Origin of the sequence: Candidatus Clostridium eludens (assembly GCF_045310515.1) — a bacterium.
GTDB classification, from domain to species: domain Bacteria; phylum Bacillota; class Clostridia; order Clostridiales; family Clostridiaceae; genus Clostridium_B; species Clostridium_B eludens.
The window spans coordinates 1-17,069 of the sequence record NZ_JBJHZX010000017.1 but is presented as its reverse complement, the minus strand read 5'-3'; the positions used below and the strand labels follow the sequence as shown (position 1 = coordinate 17,069).

17 protein-coding genes and 1 riboswitch are annotated in these 17,069 nt (G+C 29.1%); of the genes, 2 read left to right on the top strand and 15 right to left on the bottom strand.

The annotated features are described in order from the left end of the window. The 8 genes from ACJDU8_RS12290 to ACJDU8_RS12255 form a co-directional block, all read right to left on the bottom strand. On the bottom strand, nt 1-1,617 hold the full coding sequence (locus tag ACJDU8_RS12290; protein WP_406792440.1) for a putative polysaccharide biosynthesis protein: 1,617 nt from the start codon (nt 1,615-1,617) through the stop codon (nt 1-3). A gap of 33 nt (nt 1,618-1,650) precedes the next feature. After that, on the bottom strand, nt 1,651-2,610 hold the full coding sequence (locus ACJDU8_RS12285; RefSeq protein WP_406792520.1) for an RluA family pseudouridine synthase: 960 nt from the start codon (nt 2,608-2,610) through the stop codon (nt 1,651-1,653). Between the two features lie 208 nt (nt 2,611-2,818). Further along, nucleotides 2,819-3,991: a M20 metallopeptidase family protein gene (locus ACJDU8_RS12280; RefSeq protein ID WP_406792439.1), complete on the bottom strand. Its 1,173-nt coding sequence runs from the start codon at nt 3,989-3,991 to the stop codon at nt 2,819-2,821. A gap of 31 nt (nt 3,992-4,022) precedes the next feature. Then, nucleotides 4,023-6,095 carry a cell division protein FtsA gene (locus tag ACJDU8_RS12275; protein WP_406792438.1) on the bottom strand — a complete coding sequence of 691 codons (2,073 nt, stop codon included), beginning with the start codon at nt 6,093-6,095 and terminating at the stop codon, nt 4,023-4,025. A gap of 306 nt (nt 6,096-6,401) precedes the next feature. Next, on the bottom strand, nt 6,402-6,932 hold the full coding sequence (locus tag ACJDU8_RS12270; protein WP_406792437.1) for a hypothetical protein: 531 nt from the start codon (nt 6,930-6,932) through the stop codon (nt 6,402-6,404). 369 nt (nt 6,933-7,301) lie between these two features. After that, complete coding sequence (locus ACJDU8_RS12265) at nt 7,302-7,985, bottom strand: DUF3800 domain-containing protein (RefSeq protein ID WP_406792436.1); 684 nt, start codon at nt 7,983-7,985, stop codon at nt 7,302-7,304. Between the two features lie 507 nt (nt 7,986-8,492). Then, nucleotides 8,493-8,774 carry a hypothetical protein gene (locus ACJDU8_RS12260; protein WP_406792435.1) on the bottom strand — a complete coding sequence of 94 codons (282 nt, stop codon included), beginning with the start codon at nt 8,772-8,774 and terminating at the stop codon, nt 8,493-8,495. Between the two features lie 136 nt (nt 8,775-8,910). Then, nucleotides 8,911-9,702, bottom strand: coding sequence for a folate family ECF transporter S component (locus ACJDU8_RS12255; RefSeq protein WP_406792434.1), 792 nt, complete (start codon nt 9,700-9,702; stop codon nt 8,911-8,913). A 127-nt stretch (nt 9,703-9,829) separates the two neighbouring features. Further along, nucleotides 9,830-9,946, bottom strand: a riboswitch (THF riboswitch). Between the two features lie 487 nt (nt 9,947-10,433). On the opposite strand from ACJDU8_RS12255, the gene fmt reads away from it, so the two are divergent. Further along, complete coding sequence (gene fmt / locus ACJDU8_RS12250) at nt 10,434-11,387, top strand: methionyl-tRNA formyltransferase (protein ID WP_406792433.1); 954 nt, start codon at nt 10,434-10,436, stop codon at nt 11,385-11,387. A 219-nt stretch (nt 11,388-11,606) separates the two neighbouring features. Here the strand turns inward: fmt and ACJDU8_RS12245 are convergent, their stop codons facing one another. Then, nucleotides 11,607-11,873 carry a hypothetical protein gene (locus ACJDU8_RS12245; RefSeq protein WP_406792432.1) on the bottom strand — a complete coding sequence of 89 codons (267 nt, stop codon included), beginning with the start codon at nt 11,871-11,873 and terminating at the stop codon, nt 11,607-11,609. A gap of 422 nt (nt 11,874-12,295) precedes the next feature. Between ACJDU8_RS12245 and spoIIID the strand changes: the two genes are divergently transcribed. Further along, the gene (gene spoIIID, locus ACJDU8_RS12240; RefSeq protein ID WP_406792431.1) at nt 12,296-12,559 is read left to right on the top strand and encodes a sporulation transcriptional regulator SpoIIID; all 264 of its coding nucleotides are present in this window, start codon (nt 12,296-12,298) and stop codon (nt 12,557-12,559) included. A 475-nt stretch (nt 12,560-13,034) separates the two neighbouring features. On the opposite strand, the gene ACJDU8_RS12235 is transcribed toward spoIIID, so the two are convergent. The 6 genes from ACJDU8_RS12235 to ACJDU8_RS12210 form a co-directional block, all read right to left on the bottom strand. Further along, nucleotides 13,035-13,376, bottom strand: a complete 342-nt coding sequence (locus ACJDU8_RS12235; protein ID WP_406792430.1) for a hypothetical protein — start codon at nt 13,374-13,376, stop codon at nt 13,035-13,037. A gap of 197 nt (nt 13,377-13,573) precedes the next feature. After that, on the bottom strand, nt 13,574-14,002 hold the full coding sequence (locus tag ACJDU8_RS12230) for a pyridoxamine 5'-phosphate oxidase family protein (protein WP_406792429.1): 429 nt from the start codon (nt 14,000-14,002) through the stop codon (nt 13,574-13,576). Between the two features lie 100 nt (nt 14,003-14,102). Next, entirely contained in the window at nt 14,103-14,987 is an 885-nt protein-coding gene (locus ACJDU8_RS12225) for a helix-turn-helix domain-containing protein (protein ID WP_406792428.1), read from the bottom strand. A gap of 254 nt (nt 14,988-15,241) precedes the next feature. Then, the gene (locus tag ACJDU8_RS12220) at nt 15,242-15,433 is read right to left on the bottom strand and encodes a hypothetical protein (protein WP_406792427.1); all 192 of its coding nucleotides are present in this window, start codon (nt 15,431-15,433) and stop codon (nt 15,242-15,244) included. A gap of 151 nt (nt 15,434-15,584) precedes the next feature. Then, the gene (locus ACJDU8_RS12215) at nt 15,585-15,734 is read right to left on the bottom strand and encodes a hypothetical protein (RefSeq protein WP_406792426.1); all 150 of its coding nucleotides are present in this window, start codon (nt 15,732-15,734) and stop codon (nt 15,585-15,587) included. Between the two features lie 80 nt (nt 15,735-15,814). Further along, complete coding sequence (locus tag ACJDU8_RS12210) at nt 15,815-16,816, bottom strand: cell wall-binding repeat-containing protein (protein ID WP_406792425.1); 1,002 nt, start codon at nt 16,814-16,816, stop codon at nt 15,815-15,817. Nucleotides 16,817-17,069 lie beyond the last annotated feature (253 nt).

Here is a 17,069-nt window from a genome sequence, read left to right as displayed (position 1 = left end):
TTATTTTTTTAGACATACCTTATTTAATATAAATTTTGGAATTAACCTAGTTATTTTATTAGGCATTGACTGTATATCTCTGCTGTTTATTCCACCTACTAGAACTAAAACAAAAGTATATGTGATTATTCCCACCAGTATAGATATTACAGTTGAAATAGCATTTGATATGTATGGGAATTTTATAAATCCGAATATATAATTTGTACAGAAATATGTCACAGCTACTGTAACTCCCATTATCCCTGAAGCTAGCACAGGTCTAATTGCATGATTTATCAAACCAACTTTTACATTTAAAGATTTTTTAATAATTCTGTGATTTAATATTATAGGTATGACAAACCCTAAAATACTACCCACTATGGCACCTAATATATTAATTTTAGGTACTGCAATTAGAAAATAATTTACACATATTTTTATAATTATGCCTACTATAGAATAAAATGTAGCAGTAAAAAGCTTTCCTATGCTTTGTAAAATAGTAATTTGTATTTGCATAATAGACATAAGTACAAGTACCACAGAACCCCAGGTCATAATATAAGAACCTCTCCCAAATTTCAGCATGGAGAATACAGGTCCACTTAAAACTGAAAGTCCTACTGCACATGGAATAGCAATTAAAAAACACAGCCTAAAAGAATAATTTATGTTATCCCTTACCTTTTTTCCATCTTTAACAGCCATAGCTGCAGCGATGGCTGGAAGTATTGCCATGGACAGCGAGGATATTATAGCTATAGGAACATTTAGAAGCTGTTGATATTTTGTAAGATAACCAAACAATATGGTCGCCCTAGTCTCAGTTATCCCACCTGCCATAAGCCTTATTTTTGTATTGCCTAAGTCCACTATACTTCCGGCATAGGTCATACCTACACATAAAGTTATAGGTAATCCATATTTCACAATTTTCTTTGCAATCTCTGTTGTAGTAAGTCTTGCATTTTCTACTTTTAGGGAACCCTTGGGACTTTTAAATTTATTGTTTCTTGTATAACAGAACATCAAAAAGCTAGCAGAAGCTAAAGCGCCAAGGGATGTACCCATAGTTCCACCGGCACAGCCTGCTTCTACTCCATACCTCATTAAATATGCAGCAAATATAAGTGTAAATATTGTATTTAATATTTGTTCTATAACCTGGGATACAGCTGTAGGCGTCATATTTCCCCTGCCCTGAAAGTATCCTCTGTAAGCTGAAGCTATAGAAGTAAATACTATAGCAGGTGCTAAGTTTACAAGTGATAAGTACACCCCATTATAGTGGGTTATTTTAGCTAGAGGTGAGGCAAAAATCAATAAAAACAATGCCATTATTATTCCTAGGACCATTAAAATAAATCTAGCTATTTTAAATGCTCTAACTGCATCTTTATAATTTCCAACTGCAGCTAGTTCAGATATAAGCTTTGATATGGCCACAGGTATACCCGAATTGGCAAGTACAAACACAAAAGTATATATTTGATAAGATGCCGCATACAATCCATAGCCTTCTTCTCCAATTATTTTCATTAAAATAGGAATATATATTACAGATAATACTTTTACTAACATTCCTGCCATAGAAAGTATAGCAAAACCTTTAGTTGTTGATTGTTCTTTCATAATTAAAACTCCCTATCCAAAAACAATGAATAATTAAAATTTATTAAATATGTCATTTTTTATTTTTTTAAATATAGGTGGAAGCTTCTCAGATATAGTTTTATTTTCCATATAGCTTAACTTTCCAGTACAATTTCTAAAATTTACTTTATAGGCATATAAATACTGATATGACAATCCATATTTATTATAAAAAAAACTATTTATCTTGGATATACCATATTTACTATCCCCTATTATAGGATTTCCTAGATGTGATAAATGAGCTCTTAGCTGATGACTTCTACCTGTAATTAACTCTAATTCTACTAAAGAATAGGTACCGCAGGTGTAAAGATTCTTTACCTCCATAGATATTTTCTTTGTATCTTTTCTAGGTGTATTATATATGTTGGATGTATTGTTCTTTTCGTCTTTTAATATGTATCCTTCATAAAGTCCTTCATTTATCCTTCCCTTTACTAAAGCTTGATAGTATTTCCTTATATTTCTTTGCCTTATTATTTCATTTAATAATTTCAAGGATTCATAATTTTTACCATATATAACTATTCCTGAAGTATTCCTATCCAATCTATTACAAGGGGAAGGAGTAAATGTAACTTCAACTTCAGGTTTGAATTCTCCTTTATCGTATAAATAAGAAAGTACGTAGTCAGTCAAAGTTACATCATCGGCCTTTTTATCCGAATGTACTAGAACTCCCGGCCACTTTTCCACCAGGAGCATATTTTCATCTTCATAAGTTATTTTTAAAAAATTATTATCTACTCTATTAAATTTAAAGTTTTTACCCTGAGAACTTATGTATTGAGCTTCTACTATATCTTTCTCTACCAGAAAATATTTTTCCTTAGCTTTTTTTCCATTTACTTTAATATCACCTTTTCTTATAGCTTTATATATAGCACTTATGGGTACATCTTGAAGCCATTTTCTCAAAAACTTATCCAATCTCTGGCCTGATTCATTGCTTCCTATTTCGACTTTCATCATAATCTCTCCCGGCATTTTAAATATTTATTGACAATTTCATGCCAACAATATCTAATTATATAATACTATCATTATATAAATCAACACATAAAATTTCCTTTGCTAGTTTTTTACAAAAAAATGCACCTAAAGTCCATAACTAATTAGAATAAAAACTTTAAGTACAATTTACTTATCACTACATTTTACTGATTATTAACTTAATTTACTTTAAAAAATCATATGCCGCCCTACACTGTATGGCAACTCCAATAGGAATACAGTCTTCATCTATATCAAATAAGCCTCCATGAGCCGGATATATTATATTTTTACTTTCATTTCTACAACCTAAATAGTAAAATGCAGCAGGTCTTTCCATTGAGAAATAAGCAAAACTCTCCACACCCATACTAGGACTTTCCAACATTTTCACATGTTCTTTCCCGATTACTTCATAGGCTGCCTTTAAAATATCCTGAGCCACATTATCATCATTATACAAACAAGGATAACTTTCTTCTATATTTATTTCACATTTTCCCCTCATAGAACTTACAATACCATAGGTTATATCATAAAGCCTCTTTTTTACATACTCTCTATGTTCAGTTCTCATAGTTCTCATAGTACCTGATATTATAACTTCTTCCGGTATGATATTTTGGGCAGTTCCCCCATGTATAGAACCCACAGTAATAACTGCTGCATCAGTTGGTGGCAATTCCCTACTTATAATTTCTTGAAGTGCTATTATTACATGGCTGCTTATAACTACCGGATCAACTCCCATATTAGGCCTTGCACCATGTGCTCCTACCCCTTTAATCTTTATAGTAAACGGATTAGAAGCTGCATTTACAACTCCTAATTTTAAGCCTATGTTTCCTACTTCTATATTTTCATCTACATGAAGTCCTATTATTCTATCCACCTTTGGATTTTCAAGTACTCCTTCTTTTACCATTAGCTTAGCTCCGCCAGTAGTCTCTTCCGCAGGCTCGAAAAATAATTTCACATTCCCTTTTAACTCATCTTTTATACTACTTAAAATTTTAGCTACCCCTAAAAGTATGGTAGTGTGACCATCATGGCCACAGGCATGCATCTTTCCTTTTACCTTTGAAGAATAGCTGCAGTTTTTGTTGTCTTCTAAGGGAAGCGCATCTATATCAGCCCTTATGCCTATAGTCTTATATCCTTTTCCTCTTATTATTGCGCATATTCCCGTACCTGCAGTTTCTATATATTCTACACCTATGTTTTTTAGAAATTCTTTTATTTTCTGAGAAGTTCTCTTTTCTTCATATCCAAGTTCAGGATGTCTGTGAAAATCCCTTCTTATCTCAATTAATTCTCCTTTTATAGCTCCTGCCATCTTTAAAAAATCCCTATCCATCTCCATACCTCCAATATACTTATCAAAAGCTCTACTCCCAGCCTAACTCTATTATATCCCCCTGAGACAGTTTATCATAATAACCTGCATCATTTCCATTCAAATGTAAGTATAATTTACCCTTTACTTTTGTTAAATCAAATTCTGTATGATTAAATATATCCACAAATATGTATTGTTTCTTTCCTTTAAGCACTATGTTTTTCCCATTTACAGTTATAGTCATTTCTTTTTTATTAATTTCTTCAAATTCATTTATTTGCTTTAAATCTCTTTCATTTTCTTTTTTAATCTCAGGTACTTTCTCATCTACTGAATCTAGTGATATTTTTTCAATCTTTTCCTGTTTTTCTTCCTGACTTTTTAATACTCTATAAATTCTATCCCCTTCATTTATTATATAATTTATATCTAATTTATTTCCATTTAGATAGTATATAAATTCCTGGCTGTGAGAAGAAAAATATTTTTCATAATCCTTTAAAGTTTCCGGAAAAATTATTACTACATCATCCTCCTCATTTATAATGCTGCCTAGACCTGTTCTATTCTTATTTATATATGCAATAGGCTCTAAATTTTCTATTATATCATTTATAAAAAAACTTATAGAATATATTTTTTGTACATAATCTATAACTTTAGGTGAAGCAATTTTCCCATTAATGGCATACTTTATTTCTATGTTGTCTCCTTCCTTAACTTCTTCATCTATACTTTTTTGAAATCCATTTATAGTTATTTCTGCATTAGAAGCTAAAGTTCCAAAAGCCACCCTTTTTATTCCGTTTACAGTAAATCTTATATTTTTGCCATTTTTGCCTATCAATACATTAGGATTTATACCTGCATACAGCATCACATCCATGACAGTATGCTTATGAGAATTAAAAAGACTTACTACATTTCCGTTTAGCATTACATCAATAAAATCATGTCCTAACCTTTTTATGCAAACCAGTGCTATGCCTAAAACTGTCACCCCTATACTTCCCAAAGAATTGTCAGGACAAATACAATCTGCAATTGCCTCTCTCCCTTTTATGGCAATTCTCTGTAGGGGCACATTTAATTTCTCAGCTAAAAATTCTTTTAATTTAGGTGTATGTGCACCGCCCCCTACTAAAAAAATAGCATTAGGAGATTTACCACCATTTAATTCTATTATCTTGCTTCCAATTTTATCTGTTATTTTTTCTACAGTGGGAACTATAAGCTTTACTACATCCTCCGAAGATACTTCATTCTCTAAACCTAAAACATCTATATAGGTTATAGCCTTATTCTCTGTACACTGCTTTTTTATTTTCTCTGCAGTATTAAAATCAACTAAATAATTTTGTGCTATAACTTCTGTTACCTCATCTCCTGCCTCAGGTACCATGCCATAAGCACTTATACTATCGCTGCTGCTTAAAGCTATATCTGAAGTTCCTGCACCTATATCAATTAAAGCTAAATTTAGCAATCTTAGGTTCTGGGGAATAGCAGCTTCCATAGCAGCAATAGGTTCTAAAGTTAAATTTACCACACTTAGGCCTACCCTTTCCATAACAGAATACAAACTATCTACTACAGACCTTGGAAGAAAAGTAGCTATAATCTCCGCACACACATTATTCCCTTTATGACTTAGCAAATTACTTATAACATATCCATTCAAGTAATAGTTCTTTACGCTATATCCAACACAATACAGTCTGCCTTTTACACTCTCATTTATTTTTTCCTGGGCAGACTTTACTGCAGTTAGCTCTAAACTTCTTATAATATCTCTATCTATTTCTCTTTCATAATCTATTTCCATTTTTTCTTTTATTTCTATGGTTCTAAGAAATCTTCCTGCAGCAGCGATAGCCACATTTTCTATTTTCATATTTAGATCTTCTTCAAGTTTGCTCTTTATGGTATTTACCACATTTGCTACAAGTGCCACATCATGTATTTGTCCATCAACCATTGCTCTTTCTTCATGCTCTATACACTGTTCTGCTATTACATTAAATTTTTTATCTTTTAATACCCCTATAGTGCCTATTACTGATCTTGTTCCTATATCCAATGCAAATATCACATCTTGTGGATTAAGATTAGTAATTTTCATAATATTACCTCTTTTTCTATAATTTTAGGCTCATATCCTAATAATATGAGCCTAATAGAATTATATAACAATATAGTTAAACATTCAATAAAACCCTTTTATTACATTTGAAAATCAAGTAATTCTAAATTTTAGGTAAAGCTTGCTCATGAAGAATACTTTTCTCTGCCTAGTGTTTACATTTTTTTAATATACATAATATTTATACTGTTTACTAAGATTTCATTATCATTTATATTTTCTATCTTTTATTTATTTGTATAATAAAAAATAGCACCCTAAATTAAAGGATGCCAAAGTGCCTACTTAATACTTTCTACTTGTAACTATATTATATACTTCAAATATATCGGAACATTTTACATTCTCATGTTCACATTCATAGTAATATTTGTACTTTGTAAAATCGCTATTATTTTTTAGAAACTCAATTGAGTTATCCAACCGTTTTATTACCTTTTCAATCTCTTCAAAAGCATTTTCATCTTTAACTTCACCTATTTCAGAAACATCATATGATATATTAGTTTCTTTATCCACATATGTATCTGACAAACAGATATCAATACCACTGAATGCTATTTCAAAAAGCCATCCAAAATATTCTCCCCTATCATCAATTATATCAAGTGCATTTCTATCCATATAGTATTTAAAATACTCTGTTTTACAAAAATCAGGTCTCACTATTATTATTTCCTTGTATTTTTTTGAAAGCAACTCCATATCTCTTTTTAATATGGAATTTACTAAATCATTATACAAATCATTGACTTCATTTTTCTTTTGTGAACATATCTTCCTTAACTTTTCTAATTTCAAACATATATTTTCCATTAACATAACCCTCTCTCACTGCCCATATATCTACACAAATAATTAAGAAATAAAAAAGACTTCTTAATTCAGAAGCCATACTGGTATTTCATAAGTTAATAGCCTAAATACGATGACAAACCATGCCACTTACCTAGAAAACGGCGTATGATTAGGACTTACTGTTTAACTCAATGTTAGTATAACACTTGTCACACTATACGTCAATGGTTTTAATACTCAATTTCTTAATATACAGTTTATATTCATAAATAGCATCAATTACCTATGTATGACACCAATACATGGTGCTTACGAAGATAACCGCACATCATAGGATTTACTGTTGATGCTACACTATTATACTTATGTAAAAAATAAATATAGTATTCATAGTAGCGGAAATATAAATGTGCTTAATAAATATTTGTTGTCAATCATATATTGAATTTCATCTTTATAAGAATTATTTGTTAATATATTTGAATAATATAAGTTTGAAAATACATCGGCTAACTGTATTAGCTTATTATTAGAAGAATCAAAATACTCAAGCTGTATTTCATCAACAATATCTTTTCCTATAAACTCTGTTAATAAATGTTCCCTTAATTGATGTCTCTCATCAGCTTTAACATTTCTTTCATCAATATTTAATGCCCAATTTCTATCAGTTAATACCCCGCTGTTATAAAGATTTTCTAATGCTAACTTTAATACATAATTAAATGCCCTTGCTTTATTTTTATAAAAATTTTTAGTCACTTTTGAGTTATCTACTTTTATATATAATATTTGAAAATGATTATTTCTGCAAAAGTATTCTAAAAATATCTTCTTCATTTCCGGCGTAAGTGAAGAACCTTTTAACTCAACAAATTTACCTCTTCTAAACATCTTCCCATTTTTATCTGATTCTTTTAAATCATCAAAATATTTACTTATAAATCTTTCATAGACTCTTCTTAATTTTTTGGGTTCGGCTACTAATAATATAGCAATTATGAAATATCTATTATTAGAAGTTATACTATCTGTTGTCATACTACCTGACTCATCAATATATATATGCATTAGTTTCCCATTCCTCTTTTGTATTCTTGTCCAGTTAATACTTATTATATCATAATTACCACTTTAGATGGATATTTTATTTACATTTTTTACCTTTAGTAACATCTGCATGTGCACCCTTATAAGATGATTGTCTTTAAACCCTTTAAGAGATTGCTGCATGTGTTTCCCTGTTCGCATTCTTACATACTCAAAAATCATTATGTCTAAAGTCTTCTATATTCTCTAGAGGCTTTCTTACCAGTCCTTCCTATCAATGTTCTACAATAATACTATTTTACTGCAAAATGCAGAAAAAACCAATAAAATTAAAATTCTAATGTTTTTTCTGCATTATTTAAAGTCAATAAATAAAAAAAAGAAGACATTAATTACATTTCTCATACAAATTGTGTTGGTGACATATTGGAGAATGTTAAAGATGAAAATTATAAAATAAAAATTATGATTTAAAAGCTACAACGTTTAATAAACCATAATTTTTTTATATTTCAATATATTTTTAACTTAATATTCCTCTCTGAAATTTTTTTGCCAATTACTTTTTTCAACTCCATCTATTTTATTAAATATATCTTTTAAATAAAATAACACTTGATTAATTTCAATATCTCTTGTATTTTTAACAACTCCATTTTCTTTTATAATCTGACAAAAATTATTTTTATACTTATTGAATCCTATATACACTTTTATATTTGCCCCAAATTCCTTGTAATTAGCATACAAATATTGTTTTTCTTCTTTTATAGTATTAAATATTTCTAATAGTTTATCTAATTTGTCCATTTTACATACATCTCCCCTTATCTGATAATTTTATTTTACTATGTTTGTCAACTCATTGCAAATTGGACATCCTCATATCAAATGATTTTTCTAGTTCTATCATTTCAAATCAAAATGACTAATAACCTTACTTTTTTTAAGCTTTTTTAACTACTCTACCATAAAACAAATCGTAGGAATATAAGATTATACATATTATATAAGAATTAATTATAGTCATAAGTAAAGTTTCAATTATTCTAGGTATCCATAAAAATATAAATCCTTTAACCATAAGAGCTGGAGTGAATATCAATAGAATATAGGTATTTATAGTACATATGACAATCCCAGATATACCTAGAACAATTACCATCTTAAAATAGTTATTATTAATAACCATATATAATTTTCCTGAATTTTTGTTAATAAGTAAATTTATAATGAAAATTAAAATACCTATACTACCTATTACCATAAATCCAAAACTAAGGTACTGAGATTTTTTGCCCAAAAACATTAATAGTTTATTTAAAACAGTATTAGGCATAAATCTTATCACAATGAAATTTACAAAACCTATTAGAAATACCAGTGCAAAAAAAATACTGTAATAATTTCTAATTTTATGCTTGTCTATATTTCCTATACCCTTCCACAATATAGCAGGTAAAATACCTGCTGCTATATTAGTTATGGTAAACAAAGGAATATAGCCACCCATAGGTCTTATTATATATCCAAGTACATCTATTAATCCCCCTGCAATCCCTCCATATAATGAACCAAAAAGAAGACCAGGAACTATATAACATATAGCATCAAAACTTACCCGCATAGTAAGTGTACCCCCTACAGCTACATTTATAGCAAAGGATCTTAAAACAATTGCAATAGCAATAAAAACTGCGGTAGTAACAAGGAATCTTATATTCATTCCGTTTTTCATATCTTTTACCTCCAGTGTATTATAATTTACACAAAGAATTAATTTAATTTTCCACAGAACCACCTCTCGTCTTTTTAATGTAGCCACACTAAAGAGAAAAGAAGTAAATGTAAGATCCCTTTAATGTAACAGCGGAAGCAATATTATATCGTAAGCTTTAAATCTTGTATAATAAGCATTTAAGCTTTTCGTTTAGAGACAACTTCCCATCCTCTAACACTTTACGCATAATATTTACTCTGCTACTTTGGATTAATTATACAAAATAAGTTAGGCATTGTCCAATGTAATAATTTTAATTTCCATTTACGTTCGTTATAAATGTAGATATGAGGGCTATAAACACTTACTTTAATCAGATACGAAGGAGAGCCTCAATCCTTGAAAGACCCCTCGTATCAGGTCGTGGTGAAGGAAAAAGTTATATCTATTCTAACTTCAACCCAAAGTATGCACACTATATGCTGACAATATTAAGGACATATCTAAACTTCTGTGAAACCTTTAAATACAAGAAGGAAGATGTAACCCCTGCAATGTTGCTCGGTATAACAGAAAAGCCATTTACTTTGGAGGATATAATATATTTTAAGTAATAAACAGTATTTTCTTCAAAGACTTGGAATCATGTTCATATTTTAGATATAATAATAGTGAATACTTGTATTTTATTGTGTAACTAATGAATAACTACAAAATATATTTTGTAGTATCAAAGGGAGGTATCAATAATGAAAATAGTTTTTATGGGAACTCCTGATTTTGCAGTTCCCTCATTGAAGAAAATGATAGAGAAATATAATGTAAGTGCGATTGTAACACAACCTGATAAACCAAGTGGAAGAGGGAAAAAGGTAGCAGTTTCACCAATCAAAGAGGTCGGACTATCGAATCAAATTCCAATTTTTCAGCCCGAAAAAATAAAAACAGACTCTGTAATTATTGATAAATTAAAAGAAATAAAACCTGATTTTATTATTGTTGTAGCATATGGTCAAATCATAACTAAGCATATACTTGACATACCAAGACTCGGATGTATTAATCTACATGCATCTCTCCTCCCAATGTATAAGGGGTCATCACCAATAAATTGGAGTTTAATAAATGGGGAAATAACAACTGGAAATACAACTATACTAATGGATACTGGTATAGATACGGGTGATATGCTTATGAGAAGTGAGTTTGACATATCTGAATCTATGACAGCAGGAGAATTGTACGAATTATTAAAAATAAACGGTGCTGAACTGTTAGAGGAAACAATAAATGGAATTATCACAGGTAAAATTTGTGGGGTAAAACAACAGAGTGATAGAAGTTCTTATGTACAGATGTTAAACAAGCAAATGGCAAAGATTAATTGGAATGACAGTAGTATTAACATACATAATTTAATAAGAGGATTGAGTTCTTGGCCATATAAAAATATAAACTCATGGCCAACTGCTCATACTTATTATAAAGATATTCCAATTAAAATATTCAAATCCAAGTCATTAGAGGCAAATATTATTAAACCACCTGGTTATATCATAGATGCAAATAATGAAGGAATTACAGTCGCCACCAATAACGGTATTCTGATTATAGAAATATTACAGTTTCCAGGTGGGAAACCTCTTGAGGTAAAAGAATTTTTAAAAGGAAATAAAATAGAAAAAGGCATTGTATTATCATAATTGATTAATAGTCTATATAGGACTACAATATTATGATTATTGGTTCGTAATATTTATTAATAGCAAATAAAAACATGATAAAAACAGCACTAATATATGTGAATATTAGTGCTGTTTTTAACGTTACCTATTATAAGGTTTTTCCGTTTTGCACCTCAAAACGGAAGCCGTTGTTTAATTGGACACCCCTTTTAAATCTTTCATTTCATATAATTATGTTTAACATTTTAGAATTTTCATTACTTCTTTTAGTTTATAATGCTGATAGAACTCTTCCCCTTTTTCGTCAATTGTTTTTAAATGCCTATTAAGCATAGATTCAATTATAGACAGATCCTCTAAATATTTTTTATACGAACAAGTACATTCTACTAAAGTATTTTTGTATTTACATTTTACTCTTAAAGTATCATCCCATCTAAAAACATGACATTGAATTTCTTCATTATTGTACTTTAAATAATACGGAAAGTCATCATATTTCATAAAATCACCTCTTAAATTAACGTTTCTTATATCAATATAAAGTTAATGTGATTATCTAAGATTTTTCCTTAAGTGTATATTCTTACTTTATCTATTATTGTAATATTCTACAAAAGAACTGAATATCCTTCTATTTACACAAATAATATTGTAGACTGCCTGGTTTATTTTTTTCTTACCCGAATTACATAAGCTTCACATTAATATGTCATTAAACAATCACATTTTTTAAGTACTATTTTATTGTCAAGAAAACTTAAATCAAAAACCTATATTTTATAATTAATTCAACAAAATAACACAAATTTCACACTATTGGTCGGTATTTTGCACATAATTAATAATTATAATTTATTTCAAAAGAAAGTTAAGTTAAATTAAGTAGTGTAATAAGCACTACATATATACGAGGAGTGAAAGTAATGAAAAATTATATTGAAAATAGAGTTATTGAAGTATCAAAATATATTATGGCATCCAGAGCAACAATAAGAAATACAGCACAAGTATTTGGAACTTCCAAGAGTACAATACATAGAGATATAACTGAATTACTACCACAATTAAATCCACAAATAGCTGAACAAGTAAAAACCGTTTTGGCATATAATAAATCCATTAGACATATAAGAGGTGGCGAAGCTTTTAGAATTAAAAAACAAAAAGAACGCCTGGGGATTGCTTAATATACCAGTTGCTGTATTATATTTAAGTAAAGTTCTTGGGGGACTTTACTTAAGAGTTATATACGAATTGTTTATTCTGAGCTGTTTCCACCGATATGATTTAATTTTGTTCCATACACTTTATGTAATTTTAGTATATAACTTATTATTATACAATTCAATCATTTGTTGTAAATTTGTTCGTAGTTTACTTTATTTTTATTTACATAATATTTATACTATATACCATAATTCCATTATATGTATTTTCTTAGTTTTATTTCTCAATAGAAAAAAAGACATCACACTTTTGCAACATCTTTAAACCATATGTTTATTTATAATAAATGATTTTTTCAGCTAAATTTCTCATGACATGCTTAACTATATCCTACCTATAGATGCAATATACAATATCCCTAGTATATTGATGCAACTTATAATTACAGCACTTATACTAAATAGTTGAGAATAATCAATATTTCTTTTATTCATATTATTCATCTCCTTCACTTACATGTGTGTATTTCATCAATGAGCTTCTCTCCAACTTTTTTCTATCTAATAACGTCCATAATTCTTCTTCTTTTGTTATTTTATTGGATATTCCTTCTTCATTGTAGTTAATATTATGTTCTCCTATTAAATCTTTACCGAATCTTTTTATAAACTCACTCTTTGTTTTTATTTTTATGATTGTTGTATCATCCCAGTCATTAAAATAAATTTCTCCTATTTTATATTTTTCTAATAAACTACACAATAGTTCTTTTTCAAATCCTTCTGCATATATTTTATTAAATGAGTTTCTTGTATAATTAAATTCCTTTCTACTCACTAATATCATCCTTCCTGTTTTTATAAAACTTAGGAATACGTCCTCTAATCATTTAATTTGACTTTATATTATCTCATATTATAATTGATAATTATAGTTACAATACTGAATAATCATGTGATTTTTATGTGACTTCTAAAATTTAAAAAATAATAAAAGCAAGCCACTCTTCTGACTTGCTTTCTCATTAAATATTCTCATAGTTGGATTAATTCCTTAGGACCAAAGTTCTTTTCTATGGTCCACGTAGTAGCTATGCCATGTTTCAGCCTAAATACCACAAAGGTTTTATAAAAATTCTTTAACTCTCCACTTTCCTTCCATGGTTTTAAAAATTTACGAGTTGGATGTTCTGAAATCTCATCTTTAAGATTATCGTCATCTACTACCTCCAATTCCCCACTTATACGTACTTGAGTGCCATTTCCATTAAAACATAGCTCAACCCTGGGATTCTTCATTACTTGTCTATATACATCTTTCATTATCCCTGTATGAAAAATAATTCCATTCTCATCAACTTTATAAAGTAGCATCCCCCTCACTCTTGGCTGATTATCCTCTGCTGTAGCTAAAAAAAAGACAGGATTTTTTCTCATTAATTCAAAAATTTCTTCTTTTATCATACCTATTCCCCTTCATCTTATATTTTATATATTTAAATATATAAAAATTATAAGGAACTAGCTTTCAAAATATTCTCAAGATATTTCATAATCCTGCTAATTATTTTGAATACAAATTTTGATAATCTGTGGGAGTAATTCCAAGTTGCTTTGCAAAACAAGAAGAAAAATGAGATGTACTATTAAATCCACATTTCAGAGCTATTTCTGTAATAGTGCTAGTTTTACTTCTTAAAAGCTTCTTAGATTTATCAATTCTCAGCTTTATTAAATATTCAATAGGAGCTAATTGTGTTTCTTGCTTGAATGTACGAATAAAATGAGACTTAGACATATTTGCAAGTTTTGCTAAATTTACTATTGACAATTTTTCACCAAAGTTCTGATGCATATACTCAATCACCTTCTCTATCCCATATTTCCCGATAAGTAAGTTTGATGAAGCATCTATTTTTAGAATACTTCTGAGCAATTGGTGTGCAATAATAGTTGAAAGGCTATCAAGTATACTTTCATAGCCCAGTTGTCTACTCTCATATTCACCCATGAACTGCTTTATATATATCATAATATCCTGATTAACTGAAGACTGATTCCAGAAATAGATTTCAGGCCTTTTATTGCTATATATGCTATACTGCCCTTCATAAAATTCTCTTGATATAAAAATAGCAATATAACGGGTAAAGGTATCCTTTTCTATCTCTTCATGACTAATATCTGGTGACATTGATAATACCAAATAGTGATTTGGTAACACTTCTATTGTTTGTGGAACTATACTATCTTCTTCAGAAAAAAACAATATGAAAGAGTAAGCTGGATGCGTATGTTGTGGTATGATAGCATATTCACAGAACCCAACACTTGGTATGAACATCCCTAAATGCTGGGATATATAACAATCTACATACTTTAGATTATCCTCTGTTATATTTCCAACAAGTGCTTGAATGCTTTTTAAAGATTTTTCATTTATTCCCATAGCAATTCTCCTTGAGTTTTTCCGGTAACTTTATTATTGACAAGCGTTACATGGTAAATGTACCATAACAGCATCAGTAAATTGGAAGGTCTAAGACACATTTACCTTACCCGCCCTCTATATATCTTTCAACAAAGTACAGGTTTCATTATTTCTATCTCACGCATACTAATATTATAACGCTATTTTTTCTCTAATGAATTAAACCATCATAAAAAGCCTGTATTTTTAACAAATACAAGGCTTTTATCAAGTTAAATATCTTTACTACTATTATCATTTGTATTATTATTTTTATTCTTATCTATGTATATATCTAATGCTTTTATCCCTCTCGTAGCTAGTCTTATAAATAAAACAAAAGTAACTATAGCTATTATCAGATATATTATAATAAATACAAAAGAAATACCTGAAAACATCATTAAGCCATGATTAACCATCATATTATAATATCTCCCCTTTATTTTGAATAATTTTATATTCTCAATTAATAGTTTATTATAATTTTTGTGAAATATTACATAAAAATAAACAGAATTATAAAACCTTCTTTCAATATTATCCAAAAACAATACATTACTTACTTATAATATTTTATTTCCCAAGCATTTGATTATATTTATTTAAAATATTAGTTATATTATCTTTTTCATCTTGATTTATTTCAAAATCTTTACTGGAACTATCTGCTTGCATTCTTATAATAGTTTTTGTTGAAGATGCCATCTTTCCCATTAAATCCAAATTTGGACTTATATTATAAAATGCACTTGTCTCACCATTACTAAAATTATATACATAATTTTTTTATACAGTTCCTCCATCTACTGAATGCTTACAATTTCTAAGTCATCACTTTCTTTACCAGTAATACTGTTAATATCATTATCACTTAACACACCCGTTCCACCTAATACATTTACATTAGTTACATTATTATTAGTAATAAAAGCACTTACATCACTTTGATTACTATCTCCAACTAATATTATCGGATTTCCATTCATTCCTGCCAAAGCTGAACCACTTAGTGCATCTGCAAAATTACTATCACTAGCTAAATATACATTACTTAAATCTAATTGCCCCTTATAATTATTGATTAAAGCTAGAGCTCTATCATATTGAGTAGATTGATCGTATGATTTGGTAGGATTTAACACACTTGATATATCATTGCTTAATGTATCACTACCTCCTACAACATCTACTTCTCCATTATTAGCTTTTACTTGATTTATATAATTTTTAACCGTATCAGGGACATTATCTTGTCCCACTAATATTATGGGATATTGTAACTTATCTGCAATTGGAGCTACTGATAAAGCATCTTTCCATGTATCTCCACTTACTACAAATACACCTTTACTACTTCCTAGTTCCTTAGCTACATTAACAGAAGTTTCGTATCTATCTTGGCCATAGATTCTTTTTGTAGAAATCCCCATGCTTTCAAGAGTATTTTCGACATCGCTAGATATAACCCCAGTACCGCCGATAATAAATACAGTTCCAACACCTAAATTTTGCAATTCTTGTTTAGTGGAATCGGTTAAGGTAGTGAAATCAGTTAGTAATATAGGCGCATTATATTTTTTAGCTAAAGGTGAAGCAGTTATTGCGTCAGGAAAGTTTTGACTATTTACTAAAACCGCATAATTCGATTGAGTCCATCCTTTATTTACAATTGCTAATGAAGTACCATATCTATCTTGTCCTGACAATCTATTAACGGTAATATTATTTTCAGCAAACACCTTAGTAGCAGATAATATACTTGTCATTAAAATACATGCCACAACTAGTAATTTAATCTTTTTCAATTTATGTATCCTCCTTTTTTTATCATACGTTACCTATATTCTACAAAATATTAGTTAAATCCTTCTACAATATGTTATTATACATAAAAAGTTGGCGTTTGTAGAAAAAAGAGGAACTTCAAAAATGACTAAATTTTATTCTTAAATTGGAACTGCATTTGGACTATACAAGCAAGAGTCATGACCACCCCTAAAAGAGGTGGCTTGCTCAGCCCTATAAGGGCGTAATACTTCCAGCGCCTAAATGACGCTG